The sequence below is a fragment of the Segatella copri genome (assembly GCF_015074785.1).
GTDB lineage: Bacteria > Bacteroidota > Bacteroidia > Bacteroidales > Bacteroidaceae > Prevotella.
In genome coordinates, this window is the sequence record NZ_CP042464.1 from 3,573,765 (window position 1) to 3,593,651 (window position 19,887).

Sequence of the window (19,887 nt, forward strand, 5' to 3'; positions counted from 1 at the left end):
TCGTTTATATCGTATATAATAAGGTGTAATTATGGAAACAAAGAATTTGAATACAAAATATTGTGTAGGTTTGGGCGAAATCCTCTTTGATGTTCTCCCTAGTGGTTCTCAACTCGGCGGTGCTCCTGCCAACTTCGCTTATCATGCAGGTCAGCATGGTTTGCATTCTGTAGCCGTGAGTGCTGTGGGCAAGGATGCTCTGGGCGATACAGCTCTCCGCCTGCTCGATGAGAAGAAGCTCAAGTATGTGATGCCTGAGGTAGATTATCCTACCGGTACTGTTCAGGTGCAGCTTGATAAGGAGGGCGTTCCGACTTACGATATCAAGCAGGGTGTAGCCTGGGATAATATCCCGTTCACCAGTGATATCAGGGAGATTGCTGCCAATGCTGGAGCTGTATGCTGGGGCTCTCTGGCTCAGCGCAGTGAGGTTAGCCGTAAGACCATCTATACGTTCCTCGACCATACTCCAGAGGATTGTCTGAAGATTTTCGACATCAATCTCCGTCAGAACTTCTATACTCCAGAGGTGATTACCGAGAGCTTGAAGCGCTGCAATGTGTTGAAGATTAACGATGAGGAGTTGATTACCATCGGACGTCTCTTTGGTTATCCAGGTTTGGATATCGAGAACAAGTGCTGGCTGATTCTCGGCAAGTATAATCTCGATATGCTCGTGCTGACCTGCGGTGTAAACGGCAGTTATGTCTTTGCTCCGGGTGTGAAGTCATTCCAGGAGACTCCAAAGGTTGAGGTGGCTGATACCGTAGGTGCTGGCGACAGCTTTACCGGTACATTCTGTGCCAGCATTCTGAAGGGCAAGAGCATTCAGGAGGCTCACGAACTTGCCGTAAAGGTAAGTGCCTACGTTTGTACCCAGAATGGAGCGATGCCTCAGATTCCTGATGAATACACCCGTTAACCCCGCTTCCTCTATTGTTTATATAGCAATATAAGATGATAGGTTTAAAGAATAGTTGATATAAAGTTAATGTTAGTTAGTAAGCTGCATCCTGTTTGCGAAGAATGGGTGCAGCTTTTTCTTTTTCAGAAATACAATCTCTCAATTACAATAAAAGAACCCCCTAAAATGGTAAAATGATGCCCCAAAATGGCAGAAATGAATAAAAAGATAACGTTTTCATTAAAAATATTATAAAAGAGTTGCAGATTAATAGATTATTTTGTACTTTTGCATCTAAAATATTAGTAGAACATTAAAAATATAGATGTTATGAAAGACTTAGATTGGTCTAATTTGTCATTTGGCTATCGCCAGACTGACTACAATGTTCGCTGTTACTATCGCGACGGCAAATGGGGCGAAATAGAAGTTTGCTCTGATGAGTATTTGAAATTGCACATGGCTGCAACCTGTCTGCACTATGGTCAGGAGGCATTCGAGGGCTTGAAGGCTTATCGTTGCCCAGACGGTAAGGTGCGCGTGTTCCGTATGGACGAGAACGCTGCCCGCTTGCAGAGCACATGTCGTGGTATCATGATGCCAGAGGTGCCTACAGAAATGTTCGAGGAAATGGTGAAGAAGGTGGTCCGCCTGAACCAGGAGTGGATTCCTACCTACGAGAGTGGTGCTACGCTCTATATCCGTCCGCTGCTCATCGGTACAAGTGCTCAGGTGGGTGTTCATCCTTCTAAGGAGTATTGCTTCCTTATCTTCGTAACTCCAGTGGGTCCATACTTCAAGGGTGGATTCTCTACCAACCCATACGTCATCATCCGTGATTTCGACCGTTCTGCTCCTCTCGGAACAGGTATCTATAAGGTGGGTGGAAACTATGCTGCTTCTCTCAGAGCCAACAATATCGCTCACGAGAAGGGTTATGCATGCGAGTTCTATCTTGATGCCAAGGAGAAGAAATACATGGATGAGTGTGGTGCTGCCAACTTCTTCGGAATCAAGAATAATACATACGTTACTCCTAAGAGTACATCTATCCTCCCTTCTATCACCAACAAGAGTCTGATGCAGTTGGCTGAGGATCTCGGTATGAAGGTAGAGCGCCGACAGATTCCTGAGGATGAGTTGGAGACCTTCGAGGAGGCTGGTGCATGCGGTACTGCTGCCGTAATCAGTCCTATCAGCTACATTGATGACTTGGATACAGGCAAGCGCTACAACTTCGGTGAGAAGCCAGGTCCTATCTCTAAGCACCTCTATGATACGCTCCGCGGAATCCAGTATGGTACCATCGAGGACAAGCATGGTTGGACAACCGTAGTTATTGAGTAATCTATGGCTTCTTTATTGCGTAAAAACCAATATTAGAAATATAATTATGATCAGGGCACTTTGAGGAGTTCACGCTCCTAGGAGTGCTTTTTTTATGTCTTTTTATGCCTGGGGGTTAACAGAGTTAACAGTTAACAGCTGTTTTTTCGATACTCCCCCTCGCGCGTACCTTATTATAATATATATATACTTATTTTTATATGTGTGTGGGGGTACCATGCATTTTTGGGGTGTTAACTGTTAACCTGTTAACCCCTCGCTCTTTTTTCCCCGTCTCTGTGCTTTGCGGGGCATAAGTCATAGAGTTGCGGGGGAAGAAGCTATGAGTTAGGATTCTTAACACATTTCAGTATCATGAAAAGCCTTACGAAAAGCTACATGATAAGCCTCATGATAGCCCTCATTTAAGCCTCTGCCCCGTCATCATTTAAGCCACAGCCCGGTCTTCATTTATGCCTGAAAAACTGCAGAAAAGCCTCTTATTTTGCTACTGGGAATACGTAATATTCTCTGTCTACATCGTAATCCAGAACCCATTGGTCAATCATCACATTATCGTCTAAAGCCTTGATGGTAACGTTATGGCTGCCGTCAGGCAGCGTAACGTAGAAGCTCTTCAGCGTCTGTCCGCGCCACAGGTCAAACTTCCAGTCCTTAGAGTTATAAACCTCCTTCAACTGGCAGATTACCGGTTCTCCACGGTCTATGCTCACACTCACCCTCATGTTCTTTACAGCGTTTAGGAAGCAAGGAATTGCGGCGATGGTAAAACGCGCATCACCGCTCTTGTCGCAGTAGAAATCATAGCTCAGACTGGCTCCCTTCGGCAATTTCACAGCCTTGCCGCTGTGACCTAACAGCGGACGGACGGTAATCTTCTCGGCTCCTCTTACGGCAGCCTGGGCAAGCGGCGATTCTGTAGCCTTGCTCCATTCGTAGGCATTCTTGGCAATGATGTCGCCGGTAACTACAGAGAGCGGCTTGAGATCGTTGTTGCGGTCGAAGGCATCAGCTTTCAGCCGCTTGATGTCGGCAGCAGGCAGTGTGCCCGGAATCTGTGGAGCCTGCATCTCTGCACCGTTGGTAAGGATGAAATTCTTCCATTTGCCGTTTCTGATGCGACTGTAGTAGGCATTGAGCTGCTTCAGTTTGTTGTAAGCATCGATGCTCACAGCTGCTGCAGCCTTCGCCTCATCGTCTTTATTAAACAGTCCCGGACGGGCGATGTGTCTTGCTTCCTGTGCCTCCAGCTCCTTTTCGGCTACGAAGGCAGCCAGGAATATCGGATATTTTACTACCTCGAAGAAACCGTCTTTCTGGTTCTGAGGCAGCATGCGTTCGATGGATTCAGTCTTCGCCTTCAACAGGTCGTAGCGGTAGAGAAAACGCTCCAGTTCGTTGCCGAATTCGCCTGAATGAAACTCAGTATCACCATAAGGCATCGCCATATATGCGGAATGGCGGATGCTGGTAAGGCGGTAATATTCTTCCATCAGAGGCATGATTTTCTTGCCCGTAATGGCGCCAAAGAATGCGTTGAGAGTGTTCTGGATATACGTCTTGCAACCCGCTTTCAGGGCGTTTTTATTCCACGCCAGGTTCATCATCATGGCTAGCTGGAAGGTTGACTGCTTCGGATTGGTAATGTTGGCTATCCAGGCACAGTCTTCGTCGTTGTGAGCGGCAGAGCGGTGCGATTTTCCGTGCTGGGCATTCTTGCTCTCCAGATAATCCTTGCTGTTGAGCATTTCGAGCAGCAGACCCGGCGAGAGGTTGCTCATCTCCATCTGTGCATCCGAGCATACCAGCTTCACATTCTCGATGGTTTTGCGGTGTTTCTTCTTGTGCTTCTTGCCCACAAACTCCGTCACCTTGTAGTTTTCCGCCACGCAGATGTCGAAACTGTCTACCACAGCCTTGTTGTAAGCAGCCTCGTGCCTGCCGTCTACCTGCCACAGCGTATTGGCTCTCAGGCGCAGCATCAATCGGGCGATGCGGCTGTAGTTCTGCGGTTTCATCCACTGGCTGTTGTTCAGGGCAAGTCCTCTGAATTCTATTCTCGGAACCTCTATCCACTGCTGGTCTACGGGTGTATAGAGGCTCTTGCGCTGAGCAGGCTGCAGGTCGTTCCATGCCGCCAGAGGCGAAACGCCAGCCAGCTCAGAGAGTTTCATGATGGCGTAAGCCGTTCCGCGGGCGTTGCTTCCGATAACGATGAGTTTCCCTTTCCTCGTACCGATGTAGAAAGCATCCTTTGCGGTGATAATAAGATGCAGCGGCGCACCGAGTTTTTCTACTGCCGAAAACTCCTTGTTGGTGAGCTGGTCGAGCTGGTAAATCTGTATCGGAGCACCTGATTTTTCTTTCGCATCGAATCCGGTTACGGCTTTCATATCGCCCGCAAACTCCTTGAGGGCAATTTTTACTACCGGCGAAATGATAGAGTTGGTGGTATAAGATACTCTTCCGTAGCCGTCGGTCCAGTAAACGTTGGGTGCTGCGGTCTGAGTTTCCGTCTTCTTCACTTTGGTTTCGGTCAGCGCGTTGGCATTCAGGCTAGAGAAGCAGGCCAGAGCCAAGGCTACGCCTAATATAATCTTTTTATATTTCATTTTTCTTCCGTTTTTGTCTGTTCGGTTGTAGATTCGCTTTTTGCTGAAACTACACATTTCTGCAATTTGCAAAGATACATAAAAGTGTTTAATATCTGAAATTATTTAGTTTTTATTTGCTTATTACATTATTTATTGTTACTTTTGCACCAAATAAATAAAAAGAAATGATGACATTATATCCAAAATTGATTGAAGAGGCGCTTGCTACGGTGATTTATCCAGGCACCAAGAAGAACCTCATAGAGAGCGAGATGCTGGCAGATACGCCTAGCATCAATGGTATGAAGGTGAAGGTGGTTCTTCTCTTTCCTCGTGATACGGATCCTTTCCTCAAGAGTACGGTGAAGGCGGCCGAGGCTGCCATCCATTATCATATTTCGAAAGATGTAGAGGTGGAAATCGTTACTGAGTTCAAGTCGGCTCCTCGTCCTGAGGTGGGAAAGATGCTGCCACAGGTGAAGAACGTCATCGCTGTGAGCTCTGGTAAGGGTGGAGTAGGCAAGAGTACCGTTTCTGCCAATCTCGCCATTGCCCTGGCTAAGTTGGGCTACAAGGTGGGCTTGCTCGATACGGATATCTTCGGTCCTTCCATGCCTAAGATGTTCGGTGTGGAGGAGGAACGTCCTTATTCTGTTCACAAGGACGGCAGAGACCTCATCGAACCTGTCGAGAAATATGGCGTGAAGCTCCTGAGTATCGGTTTCTTCGTAAGTCCTACTACGGCTACTCTGTGGCGCGGCGGAATGGCTTGTTCTGCCCTGAAGCAGCTGATTGCTGATGCTGACTGGGGTGAGTTGGATTACTTTATCCTCGATACACCTCCTGGCACAAGCGATATTCATCTTACGCTGCTCCAGACGCTTTCCATTACGGGTGCAGTTATCGTAAGTACGCCTCAGCAGGTGGCGCTTGCCGATGCGAGAAAGGGTATTGACATGTATCAGAATGATAAGGTGAATGTGCCTATCCTCGGTCTTATCGAGAACATGGCCTACTTTACGCCTGCCGAGCTGCCTGAGAACAAGTATTATATCTTTGGTAAGGAGGGTTGCAAGAATCTTGCTAAGGAGATGAATGTGCCTCTGCTCGCCCAGATTCCTATCGTTCAGAGCATCTGCGAGGGTGGTGATGATGGTGCGCCTGCTGCTACCAAGGTTGATTCCATTACCGGTCAGGCTTTCCTCAGCCTTGCTCAAAGCGTAGTAACGGTGGTGAACCGCAGAAATGCCGAGAAGGCTCCAACCAAGATTGTTAGTACACACTAAGTAGTAAATATCCTATTTGATAAGGGTATAAAATAAAAAGCTAGGATTGCCCTCAAGCAGTCCTAGCTTTTTTTATCAGAGGAGTTAACAGGTTAACAGTTAACAGCTGTTTTTTGCATGGTCACCCCCGAAATTATTCATTGTACATTATCCATTCTCCACGATTTCTTCCGCCTCATCCTCTTCTTCTGCTACTTCGGCAGTAAGGTTTGCCTTGAGTCTGGCTGAGCGCAGTTGCTGCCTGAAAATCAGGCAGGTAGCGAGGAAATAGACACCGGTCTGAATCCAGAGTGCTCTGAATTCCGGCAGAATATCTGAAAGCGAAGCACCCATACTGCTGATTCTGAGGAACCCGCGGATGCCGAAAGTGGATGGGAAAACCCACGAAAATCCTTGCCAAAAGCCCGGAATATTGCTCAGTGGCCATGATACTCCCGTCATAAAAAGCAACGGAACGGAGGTAAATACCACCAGAAGCATCACATTTTCACGATATCTTACCAGACACGACAGCATCAGACCGAAGAAAACGCACGAAAGAATGTAAGGAAGGAGGAAACCGAGAATAGTGGTCCACGTTACCATACTTACAAAACTGAACAGCTTAGGAACCACCAGCGTAAGATACATTCCCATCACGGCATAAACCATGAAATAAACCAATGCCTTGCCGAAAACAATGCGGAAAATACCGCCATAATGCTTGCTTACCGGTATGAGTTCGCGGTTTCTGTTGAGTTCTCTTGATGTTCCCGCTGCCATTCCTATGCCCAGCAGCATCGTCTGCTGCAGGATAAGAACCAGCACAGCCGGCAGAATGGCATTTCCGTAACCTCCTGTCGTGTTGAATATCGGAACCTCATCAAAGGCGAGCGGCTCGGTGGTAATCTCGTCGTCTCTATCCGTAAATCCTCCAGCCTGTGTTATCTGGATGCCCGAGTTGATGTGGCTGGCTACAGCCTGCGAGGTCTGATAAATCGCCTTATAGGTCAGCATCAGACTCATATCGCAGTAAACTCCCACATGCGCCTGTTCGCCCCGGTTCAGCTTCGTATCGAAGTCGGCAGGGAAGTAAAGAATTCCGTGAACCGCCTGTCTGCGCACCAGTTCCTTCGCCTCGTCCAGACTGTTGCAGTAATAGGTAGCCTTGGCATCTGGCGAAGCATCATAATCGCGGATAAACTCGCGAGAACTGTGACTGTGGCTCAGGTCCACAATTGCCGTATCCACTTCTCTCACCACCTCGTTGTTGTAAATCCACGAGTAGAGCAGCGGATAACCCAGCGGCACCAGAATGCAGAAGATGAGCACACCCTCATCGCGGAAAACATTGCGCATTTCCGTCTTCCAGATGTAGCACATGTCCCAGATGCCATTGATAATCTTATATAATAAACTACTTTTCTTCATTACGGTAAGTATTTATATACCAGCATTGCCTTCTTGATGTTCCAGATAGTGAGCATCGGCAGGGCACAGAACAGCACCATTGCGCCCCAGTGGAGCACAGCATCGCCCATCGGGAAACCATTGAAGATGTTCATCTGGTAAATCATGTAATAGTGGCGCATCGGGAAAAGCTGGCCGATAGACTGGATCGGAGAATCCATCGAGAAGAGCGGATAGGTGGCTCCGCAGATGGAGAAACTCACTACGCCCCACAACGAACAGATACTCATCGACATACGGAGCGAAGGCATCAGCCCGAAGGCAAAGATGCCGAAACACTGGCAGGAGAGTATGCTCAGAATGCCTAACAGGATGATAGGCAGCGCGCCGCCCGGATGTGGAAACTGTAATACATAATAGATGTAGAATTCGAACAGCAGGAAGATGCTCAGGAAGATGAGCGTCTGAGGCAGCATCTTACCCGCAATGGCGAGATAAGGATTGTTGCCTGCCATCCGCATCCAGTCTCTTGCCCGGTTGAACTTCAGTTCCGTACCTATAGAATAAGGTGTAATCAGGAAGATGAACAGCATGATGAGTCCCGGCACCATTACGCTCGAAAGATAATAGTTGTAGTTGGCGTATGGATTGCCTATCATGTGCAGATCTACGGCGATAGGCTGCAGGAAGGTCATGATTTCATCATTTGTCTTTCCCAGTGCCGACAGTTTCGCCATTCCTGCTGCCGCACCTCCCAGAGTAGAGATGGTTTTCAAATCGCGGAAGAGCAGGGAGCCGGCTGCCAGCGATACGCTGCTGTAATAGAATGAAATCTTAGGCTGCTTCTGGGCCATCAGGCCTGCCTCCGTTCCGTCAGGAATCAGCAGGAAGGCGTAGATTTCGTTCTTCTGGATAGCATGTCTTGCCTCTGCCATGTTCTCGTAATGAGCCACTACCTTGGTAGTCTGGAAGGCATCGAGCTTATGCACCAGCTGGCGCGATGTGGCGGAGTTGTCCTGATCTACTATGCCCACAGGCATGTCGGTAGGCACTCCTCCCTTCATCAGCGTGGTGAAGAAAATCACCACCACGATGGGGAAGATGACCATGCAGAAGAGATAAATGGGATTCTTCCACATGATGCCGCATTCTCTGAGGGCTATATGATATAATTTCTTAAACATAGATGTTATTTAATGATGAGTGACATTCCCGGGCGCAATCCCTCCAGCTTGGTGACAGGACGGGCCTTCACCTCGAATGTCTTGCGGTCGTAGTCGCCATTATCCTTGGTTGCCTTCCAGGTAGCGTAAGAGCCCTGGTCTTTCAGGTAGTAAACCTTCATCTTGATGTCCTTGTTGAAGGCTGGAACGAAAGCGGTGAACTCATCGCCCTTGTTCAGACCCTTGAGATGGTCTTCGCGAACATTGAAGGTTCCCCACATATCGCTCATGATAGAGATGCTCATGATAGGAGAGCCGAGGCCTACCAGCTCGCCTACCTTAGGATAGACATTGCTTACCTCGCCCTCGCACTGGGCAATCTGAACGGTCTCTTTCAGAAGATTCTTCACTACATCCACAGCGCTCTTCGAAGCCTGGGTGTTGTTGGCAGCCATGCGCTTCTCCTGCTCGCGGGCGCCATTCTTCGCCATATCGTACTGACTTCTGGCAGCAGCCACCTGAGCCTCTGTAGCCTTGTAGGCTGCGTAAGCCTCATCGCGCTTCTGACCACTAATTACGCCCTCGTTGAAGAGGTTCTGCATGCGGTCGTAGGTCTTCTTGGCGATGGTTGCGGCAGCTTCAGCCTGCTGAACCAACTGGTAAGCGCCCTGAATCTGCTCCTTGCGTGCACCTGCATCCGTCAGGTCCTTCATCGCCTCGGCTGCAGCGTTGGTAGCCTGGAGCATCTGTTCCTGCGATTTCATTTCCGGCACTTCGAGGATGGCGAGCGTATCGCCCACATGAACGTAATCGCCTTCCTGAACGCGGAGCTCTACTACGCGTCCCGGCAGTTTGCAGGATACTCTGTATTCTGATACTTCTACCTCGCCCTGAATGGTGTCATCCTTCTGTTCCAAAGTGAAGAAACCGATGACGCCTACGAGAATGACTACTGCTGTAAAACCGATTACAGCGAGCAATATGTTGTTATGCTGTGATTTCTTAGACATTTTGCTTAATCTGAATTTAAATTTGTTATTATTATTACTGCAGGATACCGAGCGCCTTGTTCAGCCCAACCTGAGTCAGCTTCACGTCGATTTCTGCATCAATCTTCTGGCTCTGTGCTTTCTGCCAGGCAGTCTGTGCAGCCATCACGTCGGTAACCTCCATCACGCCTTCCTTGAAACCGAGGTTGGCGCATCTCAGGTTCTCATCTGCACTGGCGATATTCTTCATTGCCATGTTGAGTTTCTTCTGGGCTTCTTTTACCTTAAACTGGCTTTGGGTAATCTGCAGATGAATCTTCTCTCTCGTATCATCCAGGTTCATCTGGGCGATATTGCTGGCAGCCTTGGCGGCTCTCACCTTGTAGGCGCCGTCGAACCAGTTCCATACCGGAACATGAACCATCACGCCTACGTTCCAGACTCCGGTAAACTTCTTCTGGAAACCATTGAATACGTTCGGGTTCGAAATCATGTAGCCGCCTGTCAGCATGACGTGAGGCAGATTGATGGCGCGAACCATATTGGTAGCTTCTTTAGAGATGTCGAGCGCATTCTGCAGCATGCGGAGTTCCGGACGGGTGTTCATCGCTGAATCCTGTGCGGCTACTCTCTGCTGCTCGGTGTCAACAGGAGTTCCTGATAAAGCCAGGGTTTCCTTATCTTCATCGGCAAGTGTGATTTCCTGGTTCATCGGAATGCCGCAGAGCTGACAGAGCAGCATCTTCGACAGGGCGAGCCCGTCTTCTGCCTGGGTAATCTGCATCTCAGCCTCGTTCACCTTTACGTCTACCTTCAGTCCGTCTGCCTTGGTGGCAACTCCCTGCTGAATCATCTTGTGAACATCCTCGTTCAGTTTCTTTACGAGGTCGCGGTAGCTGATGGCGAGTTTCTGCTTCTGCTTCAGCGAAACGGCGAGCCAGTAAGCCTGGTCTATGCTGTAGAGCGTGCTCTGGGTCTGCTGGTCGAGATCATTCTCTGCAATCTGCTCTCCGATGTCGGCAATCTTGTTGGCTGCAATGATGGCTCCACCCATATAGATAGGTTGGCGAACCATCACGCTTCCAGCCCAGATATTGCGGGTGTCGGTGCGGAAAGCATCTACCAGTTTCTCTCCCAGCGCATTGCCTTGCTGCTGCAGGGGTCCCAGTTTCTCATTCATCAGTCCGCCTATCTGCTGCGCTATCTCCGGGGTAATCATTCCCTGACTTACAAGTTGGCTCATCAGATTGCTGGCTCCTCCCGATATTCCTCCGGTAACGGTAGAGCCGATATTGCTGAATGTTGATTTCTGACCGTCGTTCAGCAGCGAAATCTCCCTGCTGAACCATTCGTAACCGCCTAAAGCATCTACTTTAGGAAGATATTTGGTACGTGCCGATTTCTTCATGTTGTACGCCACGTCTTTCTTGAGCTTCGAGGCATTGAGCTGCTTGTTGTTGCGCAGCGCCATGGCACGGCAACTGTCAAGGCTCAGCGTTTGTGCCTGAGCCCCGGCAGGAATCAATGCTCCCATCAGCATGATAAGAGTTATATATTTTTTCATCCTTTGTTTATAATATTATATAATATTGGATGCAAAATTATGGAATTATTCTTAAATGACAAAGAAATTTTGTTTATCAAATCTTTAAGAATCAAAAAATATATTGCATTGTGGAAAAATAGAACATACCTTCTAGTTTTCAGTATTCTTTTAATCGTCTGTTTCTTAGAAATTCACCCGTTCTGTCTCGCCCCAGGTAGGGTCTACGGTAATGCCGATTCCACCACCCGCACTGTCGCCTCCGCCACCGAATCCGTCAGCGATGGAAATCTCGGTATAGGCTGTTTGGTTCTGATGGATTTTCAAATCGGCTTTTTCAAAACTCTTTACCACCTTTGCATCAGCATCCAGAAAGCTGATACTCATCTTGATGTTCTTCTCTTCTTCATGTGGGAAGGTGTAGACGGTAAAGTCTCTGCCGCCATCTTTCATACTGAAATTCTCGGTCTGACGGCTGTTCACGCAGCCGAATCCGGTGGTTGCATCCAGGGTGCTGCTGCCGCCGGTATAATAGAACTTGATGCTTTTGATTTCTTCGGGAATGGTTTCGTCGGTAATATGTAACTTGAAGGCGCCAACCGCTCGCTTCAGGTTGATGTCGGAGGTGGCACCGTCTGCCGTTACGCTCAACCTGCCGTAATAATAGAAGGTGTCGGTAAGCTTGTTGCTCGCAAACTTTACTTTCTCGGGTGCGCTGACAGAGCAGTTTCCCTTTCCGTTATGGGCAATCACCACCAGCCGGTATTCTCCTTCGTCCAGACTTACATAGGCTGTTCCGAAGCCGTTGTCTGTTGAAAGCTGGTTCACCGTCTCCAGTTTCTCCTCTCCGTCAAAGATGGCAAGCGTCAGTCTGGAGCACACATCGCCCAGCGCCATCTGCTTGTCGTCAGCTTTGGTTGTCAACAAACTTGTGCCTTCTATTTTCTGCACATGGATAGTTACGTTGGCGTTTGCCTCACGTGATTTTCCGGTTGTTTCGTCAATCGAAAACTTCTCGCATGAAGTAAGCGTCGCTACGAGCATCAGCAACAGGGATGCCAGTAACCGATAGGACTTCTTACTCATAATAGTTCTTATTTAGTAGTTGCTCTATGCATTATCTCGGAGTTTCCTCGGGCATAAAGATGTGGCAAATATACGTTTTTTCTCTTTTCGATGCAAGTAAAATCTAATAAATCTTTATATTTTTTGTCATTTATCTGTTTTTTCGTAATTTTGCATCGGTTTTGCAGTACTTACACAACCGATTTTGCATTATATATATAATAAGGTATAGAAGATATTGGTATGGATAAGAAGATAAAAGCATTGTTTTTTGATATTGACGGCACCTTGGTGAGTTTCAAAACCCACAAGATTCCACAGAGCACGGTAGATGCCTTGGAGCAGGCTAAGAAGAACGGGGTAGAGGTGTATATTTCTACCGGTCGTCCGCAGCTCCTCATTACTAACCTCGGTCAGATAGAACATCTCATCGACGGTTACATCACCACCAATGGAGCCCGCTGTTTTGTAGGCGATAAGGTGGTGAGCCAGCACGCCATCCTTCCTGAAGATGTAAAGAAGATAATCGAGGCAGCCGACCGTGATGATTATCCGGCAATTGTCGTAGGAGAGCATCATCTTGCTATCCATCATTATACTGACGAGGTTTATGAAATCTTTGCCAAGGGACTGGGGGTGGATTGCGAAATCTTCCTGACTGATGTGAATGAACTGGGAGATGAGCAGATTCTGCAGGTTACTCCTTTCTGTTCGGTAGAGCAGGAGGCGCTCCTGATGCCTACGCTCCGCAACTGCACTTCGGGCAGATGGCATCCTGCCTTTACGGATATTACGGCAGCCGATGCTGATAAGGGCAAAGGTTTGCATGCAATGGCTGATTATCTGGGTTTGAACATAGATGAAACCATGGCTTTCGGCGATGGCGGCAATGATATTTCCATCGTCCGGGAGGCAGGCGTTGGTGTTGCGATGGGCAATGCGGGTGATAATCTCAAGCAGGTAGCCGATTACATTACGACTCATGTGGATGAAGATGGTGTTAAGAATGCGCTCCTCCATTTTGGAGTGATTTAATTTTCCGGCGTTATTGACTCCTTTTTTCATAACTCTCTATATCTAATAAGGTGTAATCTTGATGAACCCTTTTTGATAGGTGAGTTTCATTTTAATAAAATAATTAGGGCAAACATGTTATTTATTGTAATAAATGGCGTGTTTGCCTTTCTGTTTCCAAAACTTCCCTTTTGTACCCAGTTTCTTCTCGTTATTTACTTTTTGATGGAATAAATGCCAAAAATGCTTACGAAAAGTAATGAAATATGCGAAAAATATACATAAAGTACCATAAAGTAGGTATTTTATATCAAATTGTTTGCTAAAAATTTGTTTAATTAGCAAAAAGTATGTATCTTTGCATCCGATATTTGTAAGTTGTTTAATTTTTAAGAGAGAGAATTATGGTAAAAAGATAGCCCATGCTCATGGGAGGGCTCGTTCTTTCAACAGGAATGGCTCTCGCTCAAACTACTGTTACAGGTAAGGTTGTTTCTCAGGAAGATGGTGAGCCAGTAATTGGCGCATCCATCAAGATTGAAGGTACCAAGATGGGTACTGTAACAGATGTTGACGGTAACTTTTCTTTGGTAGCTCCTAATGGAAATGCCAAGTTGGTAATCTCTTATTTGGGAATGAAATCTCAAAAGGTGGTTGCTAAATCAAAAATGAAAATTGTGTTGGAAGGCGAGGACAATACATTGAATGATGTGGTTGTCACAGCCTTGGGTGTTTCTCGCCAAAAGAAGGCTTTGGGTTATGCTGTAACCGAGCTGAAAGGCGATGAGATGCTGAAATCACGTGGAGGACTCAGTAACCCTGTCAATGCTCTGCAGGGTAAGGTTGCGGGTTTGACCATCTCTTCTAGTGCCGGTAGCATGGGCGGATCTTCTAAGGTCTTGCTTCGTGGTGCTAACTCGCTTTCTGGCAGCAACCAGCCGCTGTTCGTTGTTGACGGTGTGCCTATCGAGGGTGGCGACAATAACTCTACCGAGACTCAGCGTGGTGGTGGTGGGTACGATTACGGTAACTTGATTCAGGATATCAACCCTGATGATGTAGAGAACATCAGCGTGTTGAAGGGTGCTTCTGCTACTGCTCTTTATGGTAGCCGTGCCTCTAATGGTGTTATCATGATTACTACCAAGCGTGCCAAAAAGTCTGCAGGACTCGGTGTGGAGTTCAGCTCTTCTGTTGGCTTTGAAACTGTAACCAAACTGCCTAAGCTTCAGAGTCAGTATGGTGGCGGTTATGGTTATGCTGGCGATTATGCTTATGGCGACGATGGTGATGATATGGGTACTGCCACTATCAATGGCAAGGAATATCTGATTCCAGACTATGGTCAGGATGAAAGCTGGGGTCCTAAATTGGATGGCCGCCAGGTGCTTTCATGGTACGACTTGCTTACATGGAAGAATAACGGTTCTGTAGGCGATCCTACTACATCTGCCTGGAGCCCTGCTTCTTCAGATTATCGCGACTTCTTCAAGACTGGTGTTTCTTACACCAATAATATCGCTGTGTCTCAGTCTTATGACAACAGTTCGTTCCGTATTTCCTATACCAATACTTCTTTGACAGGTTATCTGCCAAACAGCAGCCAGTATAAGAATGCCTTGAATGTTACGGGCAACATCATGTCGCCAGACAAGAAGTTGAATGTGTTCACCAGTGTCAACTACTTCAACAACCGTACCAAGGGGCGTCAGGATACTGGTTATGGTGACAACAACATCATGGTGAAGTTCACGCAGTGGGGACAGCGCCAGCTGAACATGAACGAATTGGAGTCTCTCTATAAGAACCCTGATGGAAGCCAGGCTTCCTGGAACATTGGTGGTATTGATGATACTACTATCCAGTTCCACAACAACCCATACTGGAGCCGCTACATGAACTACGAGAATGATAGCCGTAACCGTGTATATGGTAATGTGGGCTTCAGCTATCAGATTATCCCACAGCTCAAGTTCCAGTATAAGGCAAACCTTGATTTCTGGGTTGACAAGCAGTATGAACGCAATGCCGTTTACTCACAGGAGTTGTCTAAGTATAAGGAAATCTCCCGTCAGCAGTATGAGTTGAACCATGAGTTCCTGCTGATGTATAACCAGACATTCGGCGATTACAGCATCAGTGCCAATGTGGGTGCTAACATCATGCGTAATCACTATGAGTATGTGTATGGTTTGACACAGGGTGGTTTGGCTATTCCTGAATACTATAACCTGGCTAACTCCTTGCAGGCAGCCAAGGCTTATAACTATAAGCGAGTAAAGGGAATCAACTCTCTGTTTGGTGATATTACTTTGGGTTGGAAGAACATGCTCTACTTGGAGGCTACTCTTCGTGGTGATAAATCTTCTTCTCTTCCATCAAGCAACAATACATATGTCTATCCATCTGTCACCGGTAGCTGGTTGTTCTCGGAACTGTTGAAGAACAAGGCTCCTTGGCTGACATATGGTAAGGTACGTCTCGGTTTTGCAAAGGTAGGTAACGATACCGATCCATATCAGGTGCTGAGTACTTATACCCAATATACCAACATCGATTCCTCTACTCCAGGTTATCGCTTGCCAAATACATTGAACAATGCCGATTTGAAGCCTGAGTCAACCACATCTTACGAGTTGGGTCTCGAGATGGCTTTCTTAGACAACCGTCTGGGATTCGATGTAACTTACTATCAGACAAATACCAAGGATGAGATTCTTCCTTTGTCAGTATCTGGTACCACCGGTTATATCTACAAGATGATCAACTCTGGTGAAATCGAGAACAAGGGTATTGAGGTGGCTATCCATGCTACTCCTATCAAGACCCATGATTTTGAGTGGAATACATCGTTTACCATCGCATCTAACAAGAATAAGGTGAAGAGCCTTGCAGATGGTGTAGATTATTACAAGATTGCTTCTGCTCCATTCATGGCTGAGGTGGGTGCCAAGGTAGGTGAGGAATATGGTATCATCATGGGTACCAATTTCGTGTACGATGAAAATGGCAACAAATGCGTAGATCCAGAGACTGGTCTCTATATGGCTACTGATGGTAACGAAGTGATTGGTCATATCTATCCAGATTTCACGGGTGGTTGGGTCAACTCATTCCGCTATAAGGGCTTCGATGCCAGCATCCAGTTCGACTTCTCCAAGGGTGGTCAGTTCTTCTCTACCACAACTCTTTGGGGTAACTACTGTGGTATGATGGAGGAGACAGCAGCCAATGGCGTTCGTGAGAATGGTATCATCTCAGAAGGTGTGGTTTATGGTACAAATGAACCTAATACCATGAGGGTAAGTGCTCGTGATTACTACGAGAACTATTACAATGGTCCTGCTGCTCAGAGTGTATTGAAGAGCGATTATATCAAACTTCGTGAAATCAATGTGGGTTATACCTTCAAGTTGAACCCTTCTTGGTTTGTCAAGTCATTGCGTCTTTCTGCATATGGTCGTAACCTCGGCGTATGGGGACCAGACTGCAAGCACTTCGATCCTGAGATGATTGTCACCAGTTCTGGTAATGTTCAGGGTATTGAGGGTGGTGCCACTCCTATGGTTGCCAACTATGGCTTTGGTGTTAGTTTGAAGTTCTAATTTTTAAGATGGAAAAGTTATGAAGAAGATTTTAAAATATATATTGATAGGAGCGGCTTGTTTACCTATGGCATCTTGCGATGACCTGGATTCTCTCAACGAGAATCCAAACGCTCCGGGCAATGTTCCTTCTAACATGCTGATGGAAGGTGCAGAGAAGTGGACCATGGACAATATCTACGACAACTGGTTCAGCGGTCGTCAGTGTCTGGCTTACTCTCAGCAGTGGACCCAGCGCAACTATACAGAGGAGGACCGTTATCAGATTCGTGAGTCTGTAAACAACAGTTATTTCAATTACCTCTATATGGGATTGGCTAATTTCGACAAGGTCATCAAGATGAATACCGATGAGGCTACCAAGAATACTGCTTCTGCTTATGGTGCCAACTGCAACCAGATTGCTGCTGCCAAGATTATGAAGGTCTGGTTGATGGATGTCATCACTGATACATGGGGCAATGTTCCTTACTCTGATATCGCACAGCTGGAAGATAAGGGTGTTCTCTATTGCAAGTATGATGACCAGAAGGATATCTATGCTGGTATGATTTCTGAGTTGGATGAGGCAGTAGGTATGATTGATGAGAATCAGAGTGCCTTCACTTCAGGTGATGTTATCTTCGGTGGTGATGCTTTTAAGTGGAAGAAGTTTGGTAACTCTTTGAAGTGCCGCCTGGCTATCCACATGTCTAAGGTAGATTCCAACTGGAAGAAGTATATCGCTGAGGCGGTAGCCAGTGGTGTGATGGAGAGCAATGATGATGCGGCTAAGTTTACTTACGCATCTTCAGGGTCTGACTATTGTAAGTTCTATGAGGGCTTCTATATTGATGGCCGTAACGACTTCACCATCACCAATGTGCTTACCAAGCTGATGTTGGGTAAGAAAGATGATTTGAATGGCAAGAGCCATCCTTGGGAGGGTACTGTAGATCCACGTATCTCTATCTATACCAACAAGAATGCTCAGGGTACATACGATGGTATTCCATACGCTTGTCCTACAGGTACCCAGGATAAGTTCCGTGCTACATCTCCAAACTGGTATAATGGTCAGCCTTTAGTCTTGACCAAGACTTACGCTGTGCCATTGATGACTTATGCTGAGTTGAAGTTCATCCTCTGCGAGTACAATGGCTATGACGCAGAGGATTACAAGGAAGGTGTAAAGGCTTCTATCGAATATTGGTATGATTTGGCAGGTCAGTCTATCTCTGATGCTGTTGTGGATGCTTATGTTAATGCGGTATCTACAAACGTAGATGCTGAAACATGTGCTATCCAGAAGTACATCGATCTCTTTACCAATGGTACTGAGGCTTGGACTGAGGTTCGTCGTACAGGCTATCCAAACCAGTTGCTTCGTCCAGGTGAAATCACAGCCGTTTACAATGGCAATAATGTGAAGTTTGAACCATTGAGCGAAGTGAAAGGCATGATTATTTCCCGTGTGAAATATCCTACCAATGAGAGTACATTAAATGGTGCCAACTGGAATGAAGCTGTGAAGAAGTTGACCGACGGAACAAACAACTATTATAGTAAGATGTTCTGGGATGTGCGTACTTCTGCATACGATCATCCGGCAAATAAATAAGGATTTTCCTGCGGATAAGTAAGGCTTATTTAGGTAATGATAATAAAGAATATAAGGCAAAGTGATTTGCCTCGTTGTTGACCAAGTCAACACTTATATCTCTCTCGTCTTGGGGACTGGCAGTGGTCAGTCCCCTTTTTATGTTTATAAGAAAGATTTCTTGGTTAATGAGGGTGTGTCATAAGTCTGAATGATAGTTGGTGCATAACAGTTGACTACCGCATGCACAACAGCTGTTGTGCATGCGCATATCAGCTGTTATGCAAGCGCACAACAGGTGTTGTGCGACCGAAGATACTGACTGTCTCAACAACATATCCTATCTCTTCCAATAACTTCTTCTGTCTCTTCCTGCAACTTCTTCTGTCTCTTCCTGCAACATATCCTATCTCTTTCGGCAACATATCCTATCTCTTTCAACAAATAGAAGAGGGTGAATCATAAACTTATGACACATCCTCTTATTTGTAGATGAAGTAGCTGCCTCCATCGCTTTGGCAATATTTCTTCAGAAGCTGGATAATGTATTCGGCATTCTCGCGAACGTGCTGTTCGTCTCCGTCATATCCGTTGATGAGAACCACCAGGTGAGTGGTGTCGCTACTCATCTTGGTTCGCTCGTTATCGCTGGTTGGAGTTCCCACACCACCTATCTTGTCACGGTAAACAGGCAGACCTTCGATGTTGATCATGCCTCTGCCGATGCCTTCGTATGGTTCGCCGGCTTTGCCTACGCCCAGGGTCAGGGTGTCGCCTTCAAACTTGTCTGCATCAAATCCGCCGATGCTGTAGCCGTATGCAATGCTCGCCAGGTTCACAAGATCCACCAGCGTATCTCTCTGGTAGAGTTCCTTGCCCTGCAGCATTCTGCGGATAAGGGCTTCTGATGCAGGACGGTAGCGCGATGGATCCTTGCCGCAGGCACGGTACACCTTTCGGGTGGCGGCAATTCCACTCATCTCTTTCAGCGATTCCGTGGTCAGCGTCTGTCTGTATTTCTCACCGAGGGCATTGATTTCATCCCAAAGTTCCTGACAATAAGGGGTGTTTACCACATTGGCTTCCACACATGCTCCCACAAAGGTGGGACATACCGATTCGATTTCTTCTGATACAATAATTTTCATGATGAATTTCCGTTTTCTGTTAAACCTTACTGATTGGTAGGGCAAAAGTACGAAGAAATATTGGAATAGCCAAAAGTTCAGTCTATTTATATATATAATAAGGTGTAAAAAAAAGCTTAAATGTTTATAACTGTTAAAAGTTTGGTTAAAATGAAACTTTTTTGCGAAAAGATTTGGTGGAATGAAAAATAGTTAGTACTTTTGCACTCGCTTTTGAGAAATGCACTTTCTCTTAGCAATAAAGAAAGAGTTCTTTGAAAG

General features: G+C 46.6%; 13 protein-coding genes. 6 read left to right on the top strand and 7 right to left on the bottom strand.

Translation table 11 applies throughout. The annotated features are described in order from the left end of the window. Nucleotides 1–31: 31 nt before the first annotated feature. Nucleotides 32–922, top strand: a complete 891-nt coding sequence (locus FO447_RS14665) for a carbohydrate kinase family protein (protein ID WP_200756993.1) — start codon at nt 32–34, stop codon at nt 920–922. 312 nt (nt 923–1,234) lie between these two features. Further along, the gene (locus FO447_RS14670) at nt 1,235–2,251 is read left to right on the top strand and encodes a branched-chain amino acid aminotransferase (protein WP_118200643.1); all 1,017 of its coding nucleotides are present in this window, start codon (nt 1,235–1,237) and stop codon (nt 2,249–2,251) included. Between the two features lie 479 nt (nt 2,252–2,730). Here the strand turns inward: FO447_RS14670 and FO447_RS14675 are convergent, their stop codons facing one another. After that, nucleotides 2,731–4,863 carry a glycosyl hydrolase 115 family protein gene (locus FO447_RS14675; RefSeq protein WP_200756995.1) on the bottom strand — a complete coding sequence of 711 codons (2,133 nt, stop codon included), beginning with the start codon at nt 4,861–4,863 and terminating at the stop codon, nt 2,731–2,733. Between the two features lie 170 nt (nt 4,864–5,033). On the opposite strand from FO447_RS14675, the gene FO447_RS14680 reads away from it, so the two are divergent. Further along, nucleotides 5,034–6,131 (top strand): Mrp/NBP35 family ATP-binding protein, encoded by a 1,098-nt coding sequence (locus tag FO447_RS14680; RefSeq protein WP_117694624.1) that lies wholly within the window; start codon nt 5,034–5,036, stop codon nt 6,129–6,131. Nucleotides 6,132–6,278: 147 nt separating this feature from the next. Here FO447_RS14680 and FO447_RS14685 read toward each other — a convergent pair whose 3' ends face one another. The 5 genes from FO447_RS14685 to FO447_RS14705 all read right to left on the bottom strand — a co-directional run bounded on the left by FO447_RS14685 (nt 6,279) and on the right by FO447_RS14705 (nt 12,301). Beyond that, nucleotides 6,279–7,541 carry an ABC transporter permease gene (locus FO447_RS14685; protein ID WP_200756997.1) on the bottom strand — a complete coding sequence of 421 codons (1,263 nt, stop codon included), beginning with the start codon at nt 7,539–7,541 and terminating at the stop codon, nt 6,279–6,281. Further along, nucleotides 7,541–8,704, bottom strand: a complete 1,164-nt coding sequence (locus FO447_RS14690; RefSeq protein ID WP_200756999.1) for an ABC transporter permease — start codon at nt 8,702–8,704, stop codon at nt 7,541–7,543. Before FO447_RS14690 ends, FO447_RS14685 begins: the two co-directional genes overlap by 1 nt. Before the next feature lie 5 nt (nt 8,705–8,709). Next, nucleotides 8,710–9,693, bottom strand: a complete 984-nt coding sequence (locus tag FO447_RS14695; protein WP_200757001.1) for an HlyD family secretion protein — start codon at nt 9,691–9,693, stop codon at nt 8,710–8,712. A 34-nt stretch (nt 9,694–9,727) separates the two neighbouring features. Continuing rightward, complete coding sequence (locus FO447_RS14700; protein ID WP_117694547.1) at nt 9,728–11,236, bottom strand: TolC family protein; 1,509 nt, start codon at nt 11,234–11,236, stop codon at nt 9,728–9,730. Between the two features lie 165 nt (nt 11,237–11,401). Continuing rightward, the gene (locus FO447_RS14705; protein WP_200757002.1) at nt 11,402–12,301 is read right to left on the bottom strand and encodes a FimB/Mfa2 family fimbrial subunit; all 900 of its coding nucleotides are present in this window, start codon (nt 12,299–12,301) and stop codon (nt 11,402–11,404) included. Nucleotides 12,302–12,523: 222 nt separating this feature from the next. On the opposite strand from FO447_RS14705, the gene FO447_RS14710 reads away from it, so the two are divergent. The 3 genes from FO447_RS14710 (at nt 12,524) to FO447_RS14720 (ending at nt 18,499) form a co-directional block, all read left to right on the top strand. Next, nucleotides 12,524–13,315, top strand: coding sequence for a Cof-type HAD-IIB family hydrolase (locus FO447_RS14710; protein ID WP_200757004.1), 792 nt, complete (start codon nt 12,524–12,526; stop codon nt 13,313–13,315). Between the two features lie 434 nt (nt 13,316–13,749). Further along, nucleotides 13,750–16,899 (top strand): SusC/RagA family TonB-linked outer membrane protein, encoded by a 3,150-nt coding sequence (locus FO447_RS14715; RefSeq protein WP_234699017.1) that lies wholly within the window; start codon nt 13,750–13,752, stop codon nt 16,897–16,899. A gap of 19 nt (nt 16,900–16,918) precedes the next feature. Further along, the gene (locus FO447_RS14720) at nt 16,919–18,499 is read left to right on the top strand and encodes a SusD/RagB family nutrient-binding outer membrane lipoprotein (protein WP_200757006.1); all 1,581 of its coding nucleotides are present in this window, start codon (nt 16,919–16,921) and stop codon (nt 18,497–18,499) included. A gap of 461 nt (nt 18,500–18,960) precedes the next feature. On the opposite strand, the gene FO447_RS14725 is transcribed toward FO447_RS14720, so the two are convergent. Continuing rightward, nucleotides 18,961–19,626 carry a B3/B4 domain-containing protein gene (locus FO447_RS14725; RefSeq protein WP_200757008.1) on the bottom strand — a complete coding sequence of 222 codons (666 nt, stop codon included), beginning with the start codon at nt 19,624–19,626 and terminating at the stop codon, nt 18,961–18,963. Nucleotides 19,627–19,887: the final 261 nt, after the last annotated feature.

What these genes read in the sequence shown, in the direction of transcription:
- FO447_RS14670 (WP_118200643.1), top strand. Translation starts at nt 1,235, where the DNA reads ATGAAAGACTTAGATTGGTCTAATTTGTCATTTGGCTATCGCCAGACT.
- FO447_RS14710 (WP_200757004.1), top strand. Translation starts at nt 12,524, where the DNA reads ATGGATAAGAAGATAAAAGCATTGTTTTTTGATATTGACGGCACCTTG.
- FO447_RS14675 (WP_200756995.1), bottom strand. Translation starts at nt 4,863, where the DNA reads ATGAAATATAAAAAGATTATATTAGGCGTAGCCTTGGCTCTGGCCTGC.
- FO447_RS14685 (WP_200756997.1), bottom strand. Translation starts at nt 7,541, where the DNA reads ATGAAGAAAAGTAGTTTATTATATAAGATTATCAATGGCATCTGGGAC.
- FO447_RS14705 (WP_200757002.1), bottom strand. Translation starts at nt 12,301, where the DNA reads ATGAGTAAGAAGTCCTATCGGTTACTGGCATCCCTGTTGCTGATGCTC.
- FO447_RS14680 (WP_117694624.1), top strand. Translation starts at nt 5,034, where the DNA reads ATGACATTATATCCAAAATTGATTGAAGAGGCGCTTGCTACGGTGATT.
- FO447_RS14690 (WP_200756999.1), bottom strand. Translation starts at nt 8,704, where the DNA reads ATGTTTAAGAAATTATATCATATAGCCCTCAGAGAATGCGGCATCATG.
- FO447_RS14700 (WP_117694547.1), bottom strand. Translation starts at nt 11,236, where the DNA reads ATGAAAAAATATATAACTCTTATCATGCTGATGGGAGCATTGATTCCT.
- FO447_RS14720 (WP_200757006.1), top strand. Translation starts at nt 16,919, where the DNA reads ATGAAGAAGATTTTAAAATATATATTGATAGGAGCGGCTTGTTTACCT.
- FO447_RS14715 (WP_234699017.1), top strand. Translation starts at nt 13,750, where the DNA reads ATGGCTCTCGCTCAAACTACTGTTACAGGTAAGGTTGTTTCTCAGGAA.
- FO447_RS14725 (WP_200757008.1), bottom strand. Translation starts at nt 19,626, where the DNA reads ATGAAAATTATTGTATCAGAAGAAATCGAATCGGTATGTCCCACCTTT.
- FO447_RS14665 (WP_200756993.1), top strand. Translation starts at nt 32, where the DNA reads ATGGAAACAAAGAATTTGAATACAAAATATTGTGTAGGTTTGGGCGAA.
- FO447_RS14695 (WP_200757001.1), bottom strand. Translation starts at nt 9,693, where the DNA reads ATGTCTAAGAAATCACAGCATAACAACATATTGCTCGCTGTAATCGGT.